The sequence below is a fragment of the Novosphingobium jiangmenense genome (assembly GCF_015694345.1).
Lineage (GTDB): Bacteria > Pseudomonadota > Alphaproteobacteria > Sphingomonadales > Sphingomonadaceae > Novosphingobium > Novosphingobium jiangmenense.
The window spans coordinates 59,312-75,577 of record NZ_JADQDC010000015.1; the positions used below are offsets into that span (position 1 = coordinate 59,312).

The 16,266-nt window shown below is 61.6% G+C and carries 25 protein-coding genes; 2 read left to right on the top strand and 23 right to left on the bottom strand.

Features of this window, described 5'->3' with window-relative positions; all coding sequences use genetic code 11:
- Positions 1 to 3 precede the first annotated feature (3 nt).
- The 23 genes from rpsE to rpsL all read right to left on the bottom strand — a co-directional run bounded on the left by rpsE (position 4) and on the right by rpsL (position 13,811).
- Positions 4 to 714 carry a 30S ribosomal protein S5 gene (gene rpsE / locus I2488_RS17345; RefSeq protein WP_039334340.1) on the bottom strand — a complete coding sequence of 237 codons (711 nt, stop codon included), beginning with the start codon at positions 712 to 714 and terminating at the stop codon, positions 4 to 6.
- A 2-nt stretch (positions 715 to 716) separates the two neighbouring features.
- Positions 717 to 1,067 (bottom strand): 50S ribosomal protein L18, encoded by a 351-nt coding sequence (gene rplR / locus I2488_RS17350; protein WP_039334342.1) that lies wholly within the window; start codon positions 1,065 to 1,067, stop codon positions 717 to 719.
- On the bottom strand, positions 1,067 to 1,600 hold the full coding sequence (rplF, locus tag I2488_RS17355; protein WP_039334344.1) for a 50S ribosomal protein L6: 534 nt from the start codon (positions 1,598 to 1,600) through the stop codon (positions 1,067 to 1,069). The genes rplR and rplF overlap by 1 nt, the downstream gene beginning before the upstream one ends.
- Positions 1,600 to 1,995, bottom strand: a complete 396-nt coding sequence (gene rpsH, locus I2488_RS17360) for a 30S ribosomal protein S8 (protein ID WP_196277059.1) — start codon at positions 1,993 to 1,995, stop codon at positions 1,600 to 1,602. Before rpsH ends, rplF begins: the two co-directional genes overlap by 1 nt.
- Before the next feature lie 10 nt (positions 1,996 to 2,005).
- Complete coding sequence (gene rpsN, locus I2488_RS17365) at positions 2,006 to 2,311, bottom strand: 30S ribosomal protein S14 (protein WP_039334348.1); 306 nt, start codon at positions 2,309 to 2,311, stop codon at positions 2,006 to 2,008.
- A gap of 29 nt (positions 2,312 to 2,340) precedes the next feature.
- Positions 2,341 to 2,940, bottom strand: coding sequence for a 50S ribosomal protein L5 (gene rplE / locus I2488_RS17370; RefSeq protein WP_196277060.1), 600 nt, complete (start codon positions 2,938 to 2,940; stop codon positions 2,341 to 2,343).
- Positions 2,933 to 3,250, bottom strand: coding sequence for a 50S ribosomal protein L24 (rplX, locus tag I2488_RS17375; RefSeq protein WP_196277061.1), 318 nt, complete (start codon positions 3,248 to 3,250; stop codon positions 2,933 to 2,935). Before rplX ends, rplE begins: the two co-directional genes overlap by 8 nt.
- Positions 3,250 to 3,618 carry a 50S ribosomal protein L14 gene (rplN, locus tag I2488_RS17380; RefSeq protein ID WP_039334354.1) on the bottom strand — a complete coding sequence of 123 codons (369 nt, stop codon included), beginning with the start codon at positions 3,616 to 3,618 and terminating at the stop codon, positions 3,250 to 3,252. Before rplN ends, rplX begins: the two co-directional genes overlap by 1 nt.
- Positions 3,619 to 3,734: 116 nt before the next feature.
- Positions 3,735 to 4,004, bottom strand: a complete 270-nt coding sequence (gene rpsQ, locus I2488_RS17385; protein WP_039334356.1) for a 30S ribosomal protein S17 — start codon at positions 4,002 to 4,004, stop codon at positions 3,735 to 3,737.
- A 10-nt stretch (positions 4,005 to 4,014) separates the two neighbouring features.
- Positions 4,015 to 4,221, bottom strand: a complete 207-nt coding sequence (gene rpmC / locus I2488_RS17390) for a 50S ribosomal protein L29 (protein ID WP_039334358.1) — start codon at positions 4,219 to 4,221, stop codon at positions 4,015 to 4,017.
- Between the two features lie 11 nt (positions 4,222 to 4,232).
- Positions 4,233 to 4,667 carry a 50S ribosomal protein L16 gene (gene rplP / locus I2488_RS17395; RefSeq protein ID WP_039334360.1) on the bottom strand — a complete coding sequence of 145 codons (435 nt, stop codon included), beginning with the start codon at positions 4,665 to 4,667 and terminating at the stop codon, positions 4,233 to 4,235.
- A 22-nt stretch (positions 4,668 to 4,689) separates the two neighbouring features.
- Positions 4,690 to 5,385, bottom strand: a complete 696-nt coding sequence (rpsC, locus tag I2488_RS17400; protein WP_039334362.1) for a 30S ribosomal protein S3 — start codon at positions 5,383 to 5,385, stop codon at positions 4,690 to 4,692.
- Positions 5,386 to 5,387: 2 nt separating this feature from the next.
- A complete protein-coding gene (gene rplV / locus I2488_RS17405; protein WP_196277062.1) occupies positions 5,388 to 5,765 on the bottom strand; it encodes a 50S ribosomal protein L22 in 378 nt (125 codons plus the stop codon).
- A complete protein-coding gene (gene rpsS / locus I2488_RS17410; RefSeq protein ID WP_039334365.1) occupies positions 5,765 to 6,043 on the bottom strand; it encodes a 30S ribosomal protein S19 in 279 nt (92 codons plus the stop codon). The genes rplV and rpsS overlap by 1 nt, the downstream gene beginning before the upstream one ends.
- A 6-nt stretch (positions 6,044 to 6,049) precedes the next feature.
- Positions 6,050 to 6,886 carry a 50S ribosomal protein L2 gene (gene rplB / locus I2488_RS17415; RefSeq protein WP_168853230.1) on the bottom strand — a complete coding sequence of 279 codons (837 nt, stop codon included), beginning with the start codon at positions 6,884 to 6,886 and terminating at the stop codon, positions 6,050 to 6,052.
- Positions 6,887 to 6,895: 9 nt separating this feature from the next.
- Complete coding sequence (locus tag I2488_RS17420) at positions 6,896 to 7,198, bottom strand: 50S ribosomal protein L23 (RefSeq protein ID WP_118073264.1); 303 nt, start codon at positions 7,196 to 7,198, stop codon at positions 6,896 to 6,898.
- Positions 7,191 to 7,814, bottom strand: a complete 624-nt coding sequence (gene rplD, locus I2488_RS17425; protein ID WP_196277063.1) for a 50S ribosomal protein L4 — start codon at positions 7,812 to 7,814, stop codon at positions 7,191 to 7,193. The genes I2488_RS17420 and rplD overlap by 8 nt, the downstream gene beginning before the upstream one ends.
- 3 nt (positions 7,815 to 7,817) lie before the next feature.
- Positions 7,818 to 8,573, bottom strand: a complete 756-nt coding sequence (rplC, locus tag I2488_RS17430) for a 50S ribosomal protein L3 (protein ID WP_039334372.1) — start codon at positions 8,571 to 8,573, stop codon at positions 7,818 to 7,820.
- 327 nt (positions 8,574 to 8,900) lie between these two features.
- Positions 8,901 to 9,212 carry a 30S ribosomal protein S10 gene (rpsJ, locus tag I2488_RS17435; protein ID WP_039334374.1) on the bottom strand — a complete coding sequence of 104 codons (312 nt, stop codon included), beginning with the start codon at positions 9,210 to 9,212 and terminating at the stop codon, positions 8,901 to 8,903.
- Positions 9,213 to 9,379: 167 nt separating this feature from the next.
- Positions 9,380 to 10,570, bottom strand: coding sequence for an elongation factor Tu (gene tuf / locus I2488_RS17440; protein ID WP_039334376.1), 1,191 nt, complete (start codon positions 10,568 to 10,570; stop codon positions 9,380 to 9,382).
- A 92-nt stretch (positions 10,571 to 10,662) separates the two neighbouring features.
- The gene (gene fusA / locus I2488_RS17445; RefSeq protein ID WP_196277064.1) at positions 10,663 to 12,735 is read right to left on the bottom strand and encodes an elongation factor G; all 2,073 of its coding nucleotides are present in this window, start codon (positions 12,733 to 12,735) and stop codon (positions 10,663 to 10,665) included.
- Positions 12,736 to 12,795: 60 nt separating this feature from the next.
- Positions 12,796 to 13,266, bottom strand: coding sequence for a 30S ribosomal protein S7 (gene rpsG / locus I2488_RS17450; RefSeq protein WP_039334380.1), 471 nt, complete (start codon positions 13,264 to 13,266; stop codon positions 12,796 to 12,798).
- Positions 13,267 to 13,439: 173 nt separating this feature from the next.
- Positions 13,440 to 13,811 (bottom strand): 30S ribosomal protein S12, encoded by a 372-nt coding sequence (rpsL, locus tag I2488_RS17455; RefSeq protein WP_011444902.1) that lies wholly within the window; start codon positions 13,809 to 13,811, stop codon positions 13,440 to 13,442.
- A gap of 548 nt (positions 13,812 to 14,359) precedes the next feature.
- Between rpsL and I2488_RS17460 the strand changes: the two genes are divergently transcribed.
- Both I2488_RS17460 and I2488_RS17465 read left to right on the top strand, forming a co-directional pair.
- Complete coding sequence (locus I2488_RS17460) at positions 14,360 to 15,508, top strand: ParB N-terminal domain-containing protein (RefSeq protein WP_196277065.1); 1,149 nt, start codon at positions 14,360 to 14,362, stop codon at positions 15,506 to 15,508.
- A gap of 8 nt (positions 15,509 to 15,516) precedes the next feature.
- A complete protein-coding gene (locus I2488_RS17465; RefSeq protein WP_196277066.1) occupies positions 15,517 to 16,167 on the top strand; it encodes a hypothetical protein in 651 nt (216 codons plus the stop codon).
- Positions 16,168 to 16,266 lie beyond the last annotated feature (99 nt).

The following is a 16,266-nucleotide window of genomic DNA, read 5'->3' on the forward strand; positions in this document are numbered from 1 at the left end:
CGATTACTCCGTGATGGCTTCGGCAGCAGCTTCGGCTTCGACCTGCGAAGCGCCACCACGGCCGAGGAGATCGGCAACCTTCTTGCCACGACGCTGGGCAACCGACTTCGGCGAAGTCTGGTCGGTCAGCGCGTCGAAGGTTGCGCGGATCATGTTGTAGGGGTTCGAGGTGCCGACCGACTTGGTCACCACGTCGGCAACGCCAAGGCTTTCGAACACGGCGCGCATCGGGCCACCGGCGATGATGCCGGTACCGGCCGGAGCCGAACGCACGTTGACCTTGCCGGCGCCGAAACGGCCCTTGCCGTCATGGTGCAGGGTGCGGCCTTCCTTCAGCGGCACGCGGACCATTGCGCGCTTTGCAGCGGCAGTAGCCTTGGTGATCGCTTCAGGCACTTCGCGAGCCTTGCCCTTGCCGAAGCCGACGCGGCCCTTGCCATCGCCGACCACGACCAGTGCTGCAAAGCCGAAGCGCTTGCCGCCCTTCACGGTCTTGGAAACGCGGTTGATGTGGACGAGCTTTTCGATCAGCTCCTCGCCACCTTCCTCGTCGTTGTTGCCACGACCGCGACGGTCGTCGCGACGGCCACGGCCACCACGCTCGCCACCACGGTCATTGCCGCCACGGCCGCGGCCACGACCGCGACCTTCGCGCTGCTCACCGCCGGTCGATTCGACCGCGGCTGCGCCTTCCAGGTTGGTTTCGTCAGCCATTGTCAGAACTCCAGCCCGCCTTCACGGGCGGCATCGGCCAGCGCCTTGACGCGGCCATGGAACAGGAACCCGCCGCGATCGAACACGACAGTGGTGATACCGGCGGCCTTGGCCTTCTCGGCGATCTCGGTGCCAACCTTGGCGGCGGCATCGACATTCGCGCCGATCGACTTCTGTCCCTTCACCAGCGTCGAAGCGGCAGCAAGGGTCTTGCCTTCCGCGTCGTCGATGATCTGGGCGTAGATGTGACGGCCGGAGCGATGCACCGACAGGCGAGGACGACCACCCGAGCGCGCCTTGAGCGCAGTGCGGACGCGACGGCGGCGGCGTTCGAAGAGAGACAGCTTTGCCATTACTTCTTCTTCCCTTCCTTGCGGAAGATAAACTCGCCGCGGTACTTGATGCCCTTGCCCTTGTAAGGCTCGGGCTTGCGCCAGCGACGGATCTCGGCGGCAACCTGGCCGACCTTCTGCTTGTCGATGCCCGAGATTTCCACCGTGGTGTTGTCAGGGGTCTTGATCTCGATGCCTTCCGGCACCGCGAAGTCGACGTCGTGGCTGTAGCCAAGCTGCAGCTTCAGGTTCTTGCCCTGGGCGTTGGCGCGGTAGCCGACACCGGTGATCTCGAGGACCTTGGTGTAGCCCTGCGTCACGCCAGTGACGAGATTGTCGACGAGGGTGCGCTGCATGCCCCAGAACGCGCGAGCGCCCTTGGTGTCGTTCGCAGGCTTCACGAGGATCGTGTCGCCATCGACGGTGTAGCTGATCTCGTCGCGCAGCGTGAGCGTCAGGGTGCCCTTGGGGCCCTTCACGGTCAGCACGCCGTCCGCGATGTTCGCGGTGACGCCACTCGGGATCGCCACCGGCTTCTTGCCGATGCGGCTCATCAGAACACCTCCGCCAGCACTTCGCCACCGACGTTGGCAGCACGTGCTTCGGCATCCGAGAGCACGCCCTTCGGCGTCGAGACGATGGTGATGCCAAGACCGTTGCGGATCACCGGGAGTTCCTTGGAACCCGAGTAGACGCGGCGGCCAGGCTTGGAGACACGGGCAACATGCTTGATCGCAGGCTGGCCCTCGAAATACTTGAGCTCGATGCGGAGCTGCGGATGGGCACCGGTGGTGTCCTCCGAGAAGCCGCGGATGTAGCCTTCACGCTGAAGAACTTCGAGCACGTGCGCACGCAGCTTGGAAGCGGGCGAAAGGACCGAGTCCTTCTTCGCCTGCTGGCCGTTGCGGATGCGGGTGAGCATATCACCCAGGGGGTCGGTCATAGCCATCGGATGATCCTTACCAGCTCGACTTCGTCAGGCCGGGGATAAGGCCCTTGTTGCCCTTGTCCCGCAGCTCGATGCGGCAAAGGCCGAACTTGCGATAGTAGCCACGCGGGCGGCCGGTGGTTGCACAGCGGTTGCGGACCCGGGTCGGGTTCGCGTTGCGCGGCAGCTCGGCCATCTTCAGGCGGGCGATCAGGCGCTCGGTTTCGTCGAGCGATTCATCGTCGGCCTGGGCCTTGAGCGCAGCGTACTTTGCCGCGTACTTCTGAACGAGCTTCTTGCGCTTCTCGTTCTTGTTGATGGAACTCAGTTTCGCCATGGACTTAAGCTCTCTTCTTCAATTCTTGATCACGCGGCCTGCTGCTCTTCAGCAGCTTCCTGCGGGAACGGGAAACCGAACAGGCGAAGCAGCTCGCGGGCTTCCTCGTCCGTCTTCGCGGTCGTGGTGACGATGATGTCCATGCCACGCACCTTCTCGATCTGGTCGTAGCTGATCTCCGGGAAGATGATCTGCTCCTTCAGACCCATCGCGTAGTTGCCACGGCCGTCGAACGACTTCGGGTTCAGACCACGGAAGTCGCGGATGCGGGGCATTGCGATGGTGATGAGACGGTCGAGGAATTCGTACATGCGTTCGCGGCGCAGGGTGACCTTGCAGCCGATCGGCATGCCTTCACGCAGCTTGAACTGCGCGATCGACTTCTTCGCCTTGGTGATGACGGGCTTCTGACCGGCGATCAGCTCCATTTCGGCAGCTGCGGTCGTGACCTTCTTCTTGTCCTGGCTCGCTTCGCCCACGCCCATGTTGAGCGTGATCTTTTCGATGCGCGGGATCTCGAGCGCGTTCTTGTAGCCGAACTTGGCCTGCATCGCCTTGGCGATGTCGGCGTCGTACTTGCCCTTGAGACGCGGAGTGTACTTGTCAGCCCCAGTTTCATTCTTAGGCATCGATGGCCTCCCCGGACTTGACGGCCACACGGACCTTCTTGCCGTCCTTGGTCTCGAAGCGGACGCGGGTGGGCTTGCCATCCTTGTCGGCGACCGAAACCTTGGAGATGTGCAGCGGAGCCTCGAAGCGGTCGATGCCGCCCTGGGGGTTCTGCTGGCTCGGCTTGCGGTGACGGGCAGCGATGTTCACGCCCTGCACGACGACCTTCTCATCCTTCGGAAGGACCTGGAGAACGGTGCCGGTGCGGCCCTTGTCCTTTCCCGAACGAACGACGACGGTGTCGCCCTTCTTGATCTTCGCGGCAGCCATTACAGCACCTCCGGAGCGAGCGAGATGATCTTCATGAAGCCCTTGCCGCGGAGTTCGCGAACCACCGGGCCGAAGATACGCGTGCCGATCGGCTCTTCGTTCTTGCCGACCAGAACGGCGGCATTGCTGTCGAAGCGGATGACCGAACCGTCGGTGCGACGGACGTCCTTCTTCGTGCGAACGATGACGGCGCGGTGCACGTCGCCCTTCTTCACGCGGGCGCGCGGCTGCGCTTCCTTGACCGACACCACGATGATGTCGCCGACGCTTGCGAACCGACGCTTAGAGCCACCCAGCACCTTGATGCACTGGACGCGCTTTGCGCCGCTGTTGTCCGCCACGTCGAGATTGGATTGCATCTGGATCATTGATCCGGTTCCTTCTCACTGGCTTGCCGGAACCAGTCCGGCAGTTCCAAAACAGTAGCCGGGGCCGCTACACGACTTCTGCCGTGAAGCAACCCCAAACTTTGGCTGACGACCTATCAGACGTCCGCTTCGATGGCGGTGCCCTTGCCGGCCTGGACGCGGTCGATGACCTTCCACGTCTTCAGCTTCGAGATCGGCGCGGTCTCTTCGATGCGCACGGTCTCGCCGGTCTTGAAGGCATTCGCCTCGTCGTGGGCGTGATACTTCTTCGAGCGGCGGATGATCTTCCCGTAGAGCGGGTGCTTCACCTTGCGCTCGACCTTCACGACCACGGTCTTGTCGGTCTTGTCGGACACCACGGTGCCGATAAGGATACGCTTGGGCATATTGGCTTCCTTACGCCTGGGCCGACTGAGAACGCTCAGTCTGCAGCGTCTTGATGCGCGCGATGTCGCGACGGACTTCCTTGATGCGCGCGGGGCGCTCAAGCTGGTTCGTCGCGCCCTGGAAACGCAGGTTGAACTGCTCGCGCTTCAGCTCGGCGAGTTCAGCGTTCAGCTGGTCGTCGCTCTTGGCGCGAAGGTCTTCGATCTTGGCCATCATTCGACTCCCAATCACTCGCCGCCAAGGTGCGAAGTGTCACCCAGGCGGGCGACGACCTTCGTCTTGATCGGCAGCTTCATCGCGGCGCGGCTGAATGCCTCGGCCGCGAGCGGGCCGGGGACGCCGTCCAGTTCGAACAGGATGCGACCCGGCTTCACGCGGGCTGCCCAGTATTCGATCGAGCCCTTGCCCTTGCCCTGGCGGACTTCGGCGGGCTTCTTCGAAACCGGCACGTCCGGGAACACGCGGATCCACAGACGGCCCTGACGGCGGATGTGGCGCGTGATCGCACGACGAGCGGCTTCGATCTGGCGAGCGGTGACACGCTCCGGCTCAAGGGCCTTGAGGCCGTAGGAGCCGAAGTTCAGGTCCGTACCACCCTTGGCGACGCCGTGGATGCGGCCCTTGAAGGCCTTACGGAACTTGGTCTTCTTCGGTTGCAACATGGTGCTTCTCTACCCTCTGGGCTCAGCGTGCCGGACGGACGCCGGAAGTCTGGGCTTCCATCATCAGTCGGTCCTGCGCCATCGGATCGTGACCGAGGATCTCACCCTTGAAGATCCAGGTCTTGATGCCGATCACGCCATAGGCGGTGTGGGCTTCTGCTTCCGCGTAGTCGATGTTCGCGCGCAGCGTGTGCAGCGGAACGCGACCTTCGCGGTACCATTCGACGCGGGCGATTTCCGCACCGCCGAGACGGCCGCCGCAGGTGATCTTGATGCCTTCGGCACCAAGACGCAGGGCGGACTGCACGGCGCGCTTCATCGCGCGACGGAAGGCGACGCGGCGGACCAGCTGGTCGGCAACGCCCTGGGCGACGAGCTTGCTGTCGATTTCCGGCTTGCGGATTTCGACGATGTTCAGCTTGACGTCGCTGCCGGTCATCGTGGCAAGCTTCGAGCGAAGCTTCTCGATGTCGGCGCCCTTCTTGCCGATGATGACGCCCGGACGGGCGGCATAGATCGACACGCGGCACAGCTTGGCAGGACGCTCGATCACCACCTTCGAAATCGCTGCCTGGGGCAGGTTCGTGACGATGAACTTGCGGATCTCAAGGTCTTCCTTGAGCATCTGCGCATAGTTGCGACCTTCCGCGTACCAGCGGCTGTCCCAGGTGCGGTTGATCTGCAGGCGCAGACCGATGGGGTTCGACTTGTGACCCATGATCAGGCCTCCTCAACTTCGCGGACCACGATCCGCAGCCGCGAGAACGGCTTGAGGATGCGGGTCGACTTGCCGCGACCACGGGTGTGGAAGCGCTTCATCGTGATCGACTTGCCGACCGAGGCTTCCACCACGACCAGAGCGTCGACGTCGAGGTTGTGGTTGTTTTCCGCGTTGGCGATCGCCGAAGCGAGCACCTTGCGAGCGTCAACCGCCATGGCCTTCTTCGAGAACGCGAGAATGTTCATCGCGTCTTCGGCCTTGTGACCGCGGATCAGCGCAGCAACGAGGTTCAGCTTCTGCGCCGAACCACGGATCTGCGTGCCGACCGACAGCGCTTCCTTGTCGCCAACGCGACGGGGTGCCTTAGGCTTGCTCATCAGCGCTTGCCCTTCTTGTCCGCGGCGTGGCCCGGGAACGTGCGCGTCGGCGCGAATTCACCAAGCTTGTGGCCGACCATCTCTTCCGAGACGGAAACCGGGATGAACTTGTGCCCGTTGTAGACGTTGAACGTCAGGCCAACGAACTGCGGAATGATGGTCGAACGACGCGACCAGGTCTTGATGGCGCCAGCGCGCGATCCTGCATCGTGAGCGGCTTCCGCCTTCTTCAGCAGATGCAGGTCGACGAAGGGGCCCTTCCAGACGGAACGTGCCATGTGGTCTTACCTCTTCTTCTTCGCGTGGCGCGAACGGATGATCATCTTGTCCGTCGACTTGTTGTGACGGGTGCGGGCGCCCTTGGTCGGCTTGCCCCACGGAGTCACAGGATGACGGCCACCCGAAGTACGGCCTTCACCACCACCGTGCGGGTGGTCGACCGGGTTCTTGGCAACGCCGCGGGTCAGCGGACGCTTGCCCAGCCAGCGGTTGCGACCGGCCTTGGCAAGGTTCGTGTTGGCGTTGTCGGGGTTCGACACGGCACCGACGGTGCCCATGCAGTCACCGCGCAGGTAACGCTGCTCGCCCGAGTTCAGGCGAACGATGACCATGCCGCGGTCACGACCGACGAGCTGGACATAGGTGCCTGCCGAACGGGCGATCTGGCCACCCTTGCCCGGCTTCATCTCCACGTTGTGGATGATCGTGCCGACCGGCATCTGCGACAGCAGCATGGCGTTGCCAGGCTTCACGTCGGTCTTCTCGCCGGCCACGACGGTGTCGCCAACGGCGAGACGCTGCGGAGCGATGATGTAGGTCTGCTCGCCGTCCTCATACTTGATGAGAGCGATGAACGCCGTGCGGTTCGGGTCATATTCCAGACGCTCGACGGTAGCCGGCATGTCCCACTTGCGACGCTTGAAGTCGATGAAGCGGTACTTCTGCTTGTGACCACCGGCGATGCCACGCGAGGTGACATGGCCCTTGTTGTTGCGGCCGCCGGTCTTCGACTTGCCTTCGGTCAGCGCCTTGACCGGCTTGCCCTTCCACAGCGACGACTTGTCGACGAGGATCAGGCCGCGCCGGGCGGGGCTGGTCGGATTGTAGCTCTTGAGTGCCATGGTCTAGCCTCAGATCCCGCTGGTGACGTCGATCGACTGGCCAGCAGCCAGGGTCACGACAGCCTTCTTGACGTCGGAGCGCTTGTAGGGCTTGCCCTTCCAGCGCTTGGTCTTGCCCTTCTGGGTCAGGGTGTTCACCTTGGTGACCTTGACGTTGAAGAGAGCTTCGACCGCTGCCTTGATCTCCGGCTTGGTCGCCTTGTCGGCAACCTTGAAGACCACGGCGTTGTTTTCGCTGAGCAGCGTCGCCTTTTCCGTGATGTGGGGAGCCACGATCACGTCGTAGTGACGCGTGTCGATTGCGTTAGCCATTGAAACGCGCCTCCAGCTTTTCGACAGCAGAGCGCGTCAGCACCAGCGTGTCATGCTTCAGGATGTCGTAGACGTTGGCGCCGATGGCAGGCAGCACGTTCACGCCGACGATGTTGCGGGCGGCCTTGGCGAAGTTGTCGTTCACGGCGTCACCGTCGATCACGAGAACCTTCTTGCCCCAGTTGGCCTTCGACAGCTGGCCGACGAGCGCCTTGGTCTTGGCATCGACGTCGAGCGAGTCGACAACGACGAGACCAGCCTTGGCCTTGCTCGAGAGAGCCATCTTGAGACCGAGCGCACGGACCTTCTTGTTCAGCGAGATGTTGAACTCGCGAACGCGCGGACCGTGGGCCTTGCCACCGCCGATGAAGATCGGTGCCTTGCGGTCACCGTGACGAGCCGTACCGCCGCCCTTCTGGCGACCGAACTTCTTGCCGGTGCGGGCAACGTCCGAACGCTCGCGCGCCTTGCGGGCAATGCCGCGACGGTTTTCGAGCTGCCAGGTGACGACGCGATGCAGGATGTCGGCGCGCGGCTCGAGACCGAACACGTCGTCCGACAGTTCGACTTCGCCCTTGCCGGCAGTGCCGTCGAGATTGAGGACCTGAACCTTCACGACTTAGCCCTCCTGACCTTCGGTGGCTTCGACAGCCGCGACTTCCGCCGGGGTGTCGGCAGCTGCCGAGTCATTGCTGTTTGCGGCCTGCTTGAGGCCTGCGGGATAGGGCGCTTCAGCGTGGCGCGAGACCTTCACGGCGTCGCGGACGAGCAGCCATGCGTTCTTCGAACCAGGCACCGAGCCCTTGACGAAGATCAGGCCACGCTCGTCGTCGGTGCGGACGACTTCGAGGTTCTGCTGGGTGCGCTGACGGTCGCCCATGTGACCGGCCATCTTCTTGTTCTTGAAGACGCGGCCCGGATCCTGGCGGTTACCGGTCGAACCGTGGGCACGGTGCGAGATCGAGACACCGTGGGTGGCGCGCATACCGCCGAAGCCCCAGCGCTTCATCGCGCCCTGGAAGCCCTTGCCCTGGGTGTTGCCGGTGATGTCGACATACTGGCCAGGAACGAAGTGCGAAGCGGCGATGGTCGAGCCGACGTCGAGCAGAGCGTCTTCGGCGACGCGGAACTCGGCGACTTCCATCTTCAGCGGAACTTCTGCCTTGGCAAAGTGCTCGCGCTGCGGCTTGGCAACGTTCTTCTGCTTGGCTTCGCCAGCACCGAGCTGAACCGCGACGTAACCGTCACGGTCTTCAGTGCGAACCGAAACCACCTGGCAATTTTCTAGCGACAGGACAGTGACCGGCACGTGCCGACCATCTTCCTGGAAAAGGCGGGTCATCCCCACCTTCTTCGCGATCACGCCGGTGCGCATGATCCATACTCCATAACAGAGGCATGCCGGGCCCATCCCGACATGCGTGTTCAGCCCGTATGTGAAGCGCGCCCCCGACCGGGCTGAATGCCCCCGCCGGAACGGAAGCAATCGGGGGACGCTTGCCCGGCAAGGTCCGATAAGGACGGTGCCGGAGGTATCCCATTGTCAACGGGGCTTTTGTTACCCCGGAAACTCTGGCCTCTCGCTTGGATCAGATCCTTGCAAAAGTCTTGACCGGAACAGGTCCGGCCAGAAACCTTGGGTCGATGCGGACGACCCGGCCGGAGCGGACACTGCTTGTGGCAGCTCGCTCGATCAGCGGCCTCAGGCCAGCTTGATCTCGACGTTGACGCCGGCCGCGAGGTCCAGCTTCATCAGCGCGTCGACAGTGGCCGCATTGGGCTGCACGATGTCGAGCAGGCGCTTGTAGGTGCGAACTTCGAACTGCTCACGCGACTTCTTGTCGATGTGAGGACCGCGGTTCACGGTGAACTTCTCGATGCGCGTCGGGAGCGGAATGGGGCCCCGGATCAGCGCGCCGGTGCGGCGGGCGGTATCTGCAATTTCTCCAGTGGCCTGGTCGAGCACACGATGATCAAAGGCCTTGAGGCGAATGCGGATATTCTGGGCGTCCATGTCCGTTTACCGATGCGAAAGAGCAAAACAAAAAAGCCAGTCGACCTGCCCTCTACCCCACCCCTTCACGAAGCTCGGGGAGAGCGGGCCGACTGCCTGGAAGCGATCAGTCAGTAAAAAACCGACCGGCGGGAAGAGCGAATCTCCCCGCCGGTGCGCGGCCTATATTACTTCGTGATCTTGCTGACAACCCCCGAACCGACGGTGCGGCCGCCTTCGCGAATTGCGAAGCGGAGACCTTCGTCCATGGCGATCGGAGCGATCAGCTTGACCGACAGGGTGACGTTGTCGCCCGGCATGACCATTTCGGTGCCCTCGGGGAGGATCACTTCGCCGGTCACGTCGGTGGTGCGGAAGTAGAACTGCGGACGGTAGTTGGCGAAGAACGGCGTGTGACGGCCACCTTCGTCCTTCGACAGCACGTAGACCTCGGCCGAGAACTCGGTGTGCGGCTTGACCGAACCGGGCTTGCAGAGGACCTGGCCGCGCTCGACGTCTTCACGCTTCACGCCACGGACCAGTGCACCGATGTTGTCGCCGGCTTCACCCTGGTCGAGCAGCTTGCGGAACATTTCGACGCCGGTGACGGTGGTCTTGGTGGTGTCCTTGAGGCCGACGATCTCGACTTCTTCACCAACCTTGACGATGCCGGTTTCGACGCGGCCGGTCACAACCGTACCACGACCCGAGATCGAGAACACGTCTTCGACCGGCATCAGGAACGGCTTGTCGGTCGGGCGCGGCGGCTGCGGGATGTAGCTGTCGACAGCTTCCATCAGCGCGTTGATCGAGTCGCGACCGATGTTGTCGTCACGGCCTTCGAGAGCGGCCAGAGCCGAACCCTTGACGATCGGAATATCGTCGCCCGGGAAGTCGTACGACGACAGCAGTTCGCGAACTTCGAGTTCGACGAGCTCGAGGATTTCCTCGTCGTCGACCTGGTCGACCTTGTTCATGTACACGACCAGAGCCGGCACGCCGACCTGGCGGGCGAGCAGGATGTGCTCGCGGGTCTGCGGCATCGGGCCGTCAGCTGCGTTCACGACCAGGATCGCGCCGTCCATCTGGGCGGCACCGGTGATCATGTTCTTGACGTAGTCGGCGTGACCCGGGCAGTCGACGTGCGCGTAGTGACGGTTGGCGGTCTCGTACTCGACGTGTGCGGTCGAGATGGTGATGCCGCGCTCGCGCTCTTCCGGAGCCTTGTCGATGTTCGCGTAGTCGGTGAACGTTGCGCCACCGGTCTCAGCGAGAACCTTGGTGATGGCAGCGGTCAGCGTGGTCTTGCCGTGGTCGACGTGACCGATGGTGCCGATATTGCAGTGCGGCTTGGTCCGCTCAAACTTAGCCTTGGCCATTGTTCAAACCTTCTTTTCGTATGTGTGCAGATACTGCGGGAAATGGACGGCACCCGCTGAATCGAGCGCCGCCCCTAATGCTATCCGTGCTCTTATGCAAGCTTCGCCTTGAGCTCGGTCGCGACGTTCGCCGGGACCTCGTCGTAGTGGTCGAAGAACATCGAGTAGTTTGCACGGCCCTGGGTGAACGAGCGGAGCTGGTTCACGTAGCCGAACATGTTTGCCAGCGGGACCATGGCGACGACGGCCTGGGCATTGCCGCGGCTGTCGGTGCCCTGGATCTGGCCACGACGGGAGTTGATGTCGCCGATCACGTCACCGAGGTATTCCTCGGGCGTGATCACCTCGACCTTCATGATCGGCTCGAGCAGCTTGATGCCGGCCTTCTGGGCGGCTTCGCGCATGGCACCGCGGGCGCAGATTTCGAAGGCCAGGGCCGACGAGTCGACGTCGTGGTACGCACCGTCATAAAGCAGGACTTCGAAGTCGATGATCGGGAAGCCGATCAGCGAGCCCGTCATCGCGGTTTCGCGGAAGCCCTTTTCGATCGCGGGGATGTATTCCTTCGGAATGTTACCGCCCTTGATCTCGTCCTTGAAGACGAAGCCCGAACCACGCTCGCCCGGAGTCAGCTTGACCTTGACGCGGCCGAACTGGCCGGTGCCGCCCGACTGCTTCTTGTGGGTGTGGTCAAGATCCACCGGCTTGGCGAGGTATTCGCGGTAGGCCACCTGCGGCGCACCGACGTTCGCCTCGACCTTGAACTCGCGCTTCATGCGGTCGACAAGGATCTCGAGGTGAAGTTCGCCCATCCCCTTGATGATCGTCTGGCCCGATTCGTGATCGGTCGAAACGCGGAACGAGGGGTCCTCGGCCGAGAGACGGTTGAGCGCGATGCCCATCTTCTCCTGGTCGGCCTTGGTCTTGGGTTCCACCGAGAGCTCGATGACCGGCTCGGGGAATTCCATGCGCTCGAGGATGATCGGCTGCTTTTCCGAGCACAGGGTGTCGCCCGTGGTCGTTTCCTTCAGACCGGCCAGAGCAACGATGTCGCCGGCGTAGGCGGTTTCGATGTCTTCGCGGTTGTTGGAGTGCATCAGCAGCATGCGGCCGACCTTCTCCTTCTTGTTCTTCACCGAGTTCAGGTACGAGCCCTTGACGAGCGTGCCCGAATAGATGCGGGTGAAGGTCAGCGAGCCGACGAACGGGTCGTTCATGATCTTGAACGCCAGCGCCGAGAACGGCGCGTCGTCAGCCGTCGGACGGCTGTCGGGCTCTTCGGTGTCGGGGTTGATGCCCTGCACGTCCTCGATGTCGAGCGGCGAAGGCAGGTAGTCCACCACCGCGTCGAGCAGGCACTGGACGCCCTTGTTCTTGAACGCCGAGCCGCACAGCACCGGCACGAAGGCCTGGCCGAGCGTACCCTTGCGGATCAGCTTCTTCAGCGTCGCCACGTCGGGCTCGTTGCCCTCGAGGTAGGCTTCCATCGCCTCGTCGTCCTGTTCGACGGCGAGTTCGACGAGCTTGTTGCGGTAGTCCGCAGCTTCGTCGACCATGTCGGCCGGGATTTCCTCGTAGAAGAACTCGGCGCCGAGCGATTCATCCTTCCAGATGATCGCGCGCTGCTCGACGAGGTCGACGAGGCCCTTGAAGTCGCTTTCCGCACCGATCGGGAGATATAGCACGGCGGGCGTTGCGCCGAGGCGGTCGATGATCGTCTGGACGCAGTACTTGAAGTTCGCGCCGGTGCGGTCGAGCTTGTTGATGAAGCACATGCGGGGGACGTTGTACTTGTCCGCCTGGCGCCACACGGTTTCGGACTGGGGTTCGACGCCGGCGACGCCGTCGAAGGCGGCTACGGCACCGTCGAGCACGCGCAAGCTGCGTTCGACTTCGATGGTGAAGTCGACGTGGCCGGGGGTGTCGATGATGTTGAGGCGGTGGTCGTTCCAGAAGCAGGTGGTGGCGGCCGACGTGATCGTGATGCCGCGCTCCTGCTCCTGCTCCATCCAGTCCATGGTGGCGGCGCCGTCATGGACTTCGCCGATCTTGTAGGACTTGCCGGTGTAGTAGAGGATGCGCTCGGTCGTCGTCGTCTTGCCGGCGTCGATGTGCGCCATGATGCCGAAGTTACGGTAGCGCTCGAGCGGATGGCTGCGTGCCATGATGCTGTTCCTTGGTAATACGGGGGAGCCGCGAAGGCTCCGCCCATATAGTGTCAGATGTTACCAGCGGTAGTGGCTGAACGCGCGGTTGGCGTCGGCCATGCGGTGGGTGTCTTCACGCTTCTTGACGGCGTTGCCACGGTTGTTGGCCGCATCAAGCAGCTCGGCCGAGAGGCGCGCGGCCATCGTGGTTTCCGAGCGGTTGCGCGCAGCCGTGATCAGCCAGCGGATGGCGAGCGCCTGGGCACGCTCGGGGCGAACCTCGACCGGGACCTGGTAGGTCGCACCACCGACGCGGCGCGAGCGCACTTCGATCTGCGGACGGACGTTGTTCAGCGCATCGTGGAAGAGCTGGACCGGGTCCGCCTTCGCACGGGTCTGCATGGTTTCGAGCGCACCATAGACGATGCTTTCGGCAACCGACTTCTTACCATCGAGCATGAGGTTGTTCATGAACTTCGACAGAACCTGATCACCGAACTTCGGATCGGGCAGGATGACCCGCTTTTCCGGACGACGACGACGTGACATCTTGAATTCCTTCTGACTGAAGCCCTGCCCTTTTCCACATCGTCACCCTGAACTCGTTTCAGGGTCCATGATGCGGCTCGGAGCGGGTTTCGCAAATCCTGAGACAACAGTGCGGTTGGGAGAGATGGATCCTGAAACAAGTTCAGGATGACGGCCTCCCTACCGGTCTGCCGTCACTTCGGACGCTTGGCGCCGTACTTCGAGCGGGACTGCTTGCGGTCCTTGACGCCCTGCGTATCGAGCACGCCGCGCAGGACGTGGTAGCGAACGCCGGGAAGGTCGCGGACGCGGCCGCCGCGGATGAGCACGACCGAGTGCTCCTGCAGGTTGTGGCCTTCACCCGGGATGTACGAGATGACTTCGCGGCTGTTGGTCAGGCGGATCTTGGCGACCTTGCGGAGAGCCGAGTTCGGCTTCTTCGGGGTGGTCGTGTAGACGCGGGTGCAGACGCCGCGCTTCTGCGGGTTCTGCTCCATCGCAGGGACCTTGGACTTGGCCTTCTGCGGTTCGCGGCCCTTGCGGACCAGCTGATTGATAGTGGGCATGAAGTACTCTTCACCTGCTTTGCCAGCATGGCGGAATTGCCATGCTGGGGTCGCCCCTTCCGGGCGGAAAACCGGTTCCCACTTTTCCTGAAGGGGCTCGGCTTGCGCGCGCCACGTCAGGAAAGGCCGGGACCGGCTTGCGACGGAGGCGGAAGGTGAAGGATGCGGAAGCCGCGAAGTGCAATCCGGTTGCCGTATCAGCCAACCGTCATCCCGGCGAAGGCCGGGACCCAGCCCAACGAGAAAGTCCCGCAGGGTCAATCGCAATCACGAACCGAAACGCTCCACCCGCAACTTTCGTCACCGGGTTACTTTGACGGATTACCTGGGAACCCCAGACGCACCGGCAATGTTCAGCTCAAGCCATAGGCGCGGGCGAGCCGCACCTGTGGAAGGACGCGCCCTTAGGCGGGTTTGGGGGTGGGGTCAAGGGGTGGGTAGCGCCTCCTTGAGTTAGCCCCGCATCCACGGTAATTGACACTGTAGCGTCGCTCTGCGCATGGCTCAGACTGCAGACCCAATTCCTTTCATTTCTGCGAGTGTTGAAAATGACCAATGGCGCCGCCCCATTCCCCCCAATCGGACATGCGGAAAAAGTTGGGGTAGAATTGCTCGATTTTGATCAGAACAACCCCCGCTTCACTCCAGATAAGCGACCATCCGACTCTGGAGATAGCGCTGTAATCTCCATGCTCGCCGCCTCGGCTGACCTTTCGGAATTGATACAGTCAATTTCAACAAGCGGGTACATCAATATCGAGCCCTTGATCGTGATCGAGCGATCTGGCCGTTTGGCAGTCCTCGAAGGCAATCGACGACTTGCGGCAATCAAGGCTCTCCGCGACCCGTCGTTGGCGCGCGAAGCCCGCATCTCTACACCTACACTGACGGGTGATGTACGGTCATCTTTAGAGAAAATTCTCGTGTATCGGGTCGCCACCGAGGACGAAGCCCGCGATCTCATCGGCTTCAAGCACATAAACGGCCCGCAATCATGGGACGCATTCGCAAAAGCTCGATTTGCAGCCCGCTGGCTAGATGACGAGCATAAAAAGCGCGATGCTGGAAAGACCTATCTGACCCTTCAGCAAATTGCGGGCCGAATGGGCGATCAACATATGACTATTCATCGGATGGTCGCAGCCAAGTATGTTCTCGACCAAGCAGAGTCTGAAGGCATTTACGACATTGAGGATCGCAAGAAAAAGTCGTTTAGCTTCTCTCATTTGTATACTGGCCTCGCATACGAGGAGTTTACGAATTACTTGGGCATGGCTCGCCCAAATCGAAACGATGATCCTGATCGAGACCCAGTTCCTGCCGCGAAGGCTGCTGAACTTCGGAATCTGCTCATTTGGCTTTATGGATCGAAAACACGGGATTTGGAACCAGCAGTTCGTAGCCAAAACCCAGATCTCGGACGTTTACGCGAAGTCCTTGCGTCTTCCGCTGCGACTGCAATACTGGCTCAACGAAACAATCTCGATGAGGCCATTATAACAGCAACACCGGTGGATGTGCGGTTCGAACGACATCTAATTACCGCTAATGCCGAGTTGCAGCATGCAGTGACAGCTCTGGAAGGGTTTGACGCGGCAACACAACCTGAGTTGCAGAAGATTGCCGAATCAGCGTTGAAGCGAGCCCACATTATCAAGATGACCGTAGACGCTGCGGTTGCCTCTATCAAAGAGTAAAGACACTCATGACTGCGCCCATAGAACCGCCAACACTAAAACTTGGCGCCGATGACCTTGTGGACTGGCTTGAGTTTACTGCGATTTTTAATGAATTTGGGGTTGCTAGACTAGACGCACTGCTAGGCGCTTTACTAGAACTAGAAGAGACGCCTGAGGATGATATTGGCGAACGTGATCGTCAGAGAGAGCAGTGTGTCGAAGCGTTAGAAAATGAGATTGAGCTTCGTACAAAAAGCTTAGGAAGTACGTACCCCTTTAAGCTCGCAGATGGCGCAGAAGAGCTCACTCTTGTCGAGAATTGGAAAGATGAACAATATTCTTACTATCTTGTTTGCCTGATAACAACGCATGTGACGGGATCACCGATTCTACGCACACCCCCAGCCGACCGTTTACTTACGACCTTAAGAAATGATATCTTTCAGATCATTGCAACTCTTGGAATGGCTGGCCATGCAGCTGGCCCCGCATTTAGCGTTGGCTGGCCAAGACGAAATGGTGAAAAGATTGTCGAGTTGTTAGTCCGCGCCGCCAACGCGGGAGGCGGCTTCATGGTCAGAAACCCTCCTAGCAAGTATGTTTCGCCTCACGAGAAAGACGGAGGCATCGACGTTATTGCGTGGACGGCAGGTAACTGCTCAGGTGGTTGGCACTGATGCCGATCAAGCGACGGCGAAGCGTCCATCGACGAGATCGCGGATTGCGCTGAGTGCGGACTGGCCAGAGAGGCGTGCAGTGCCTGTGACGGAACGGTA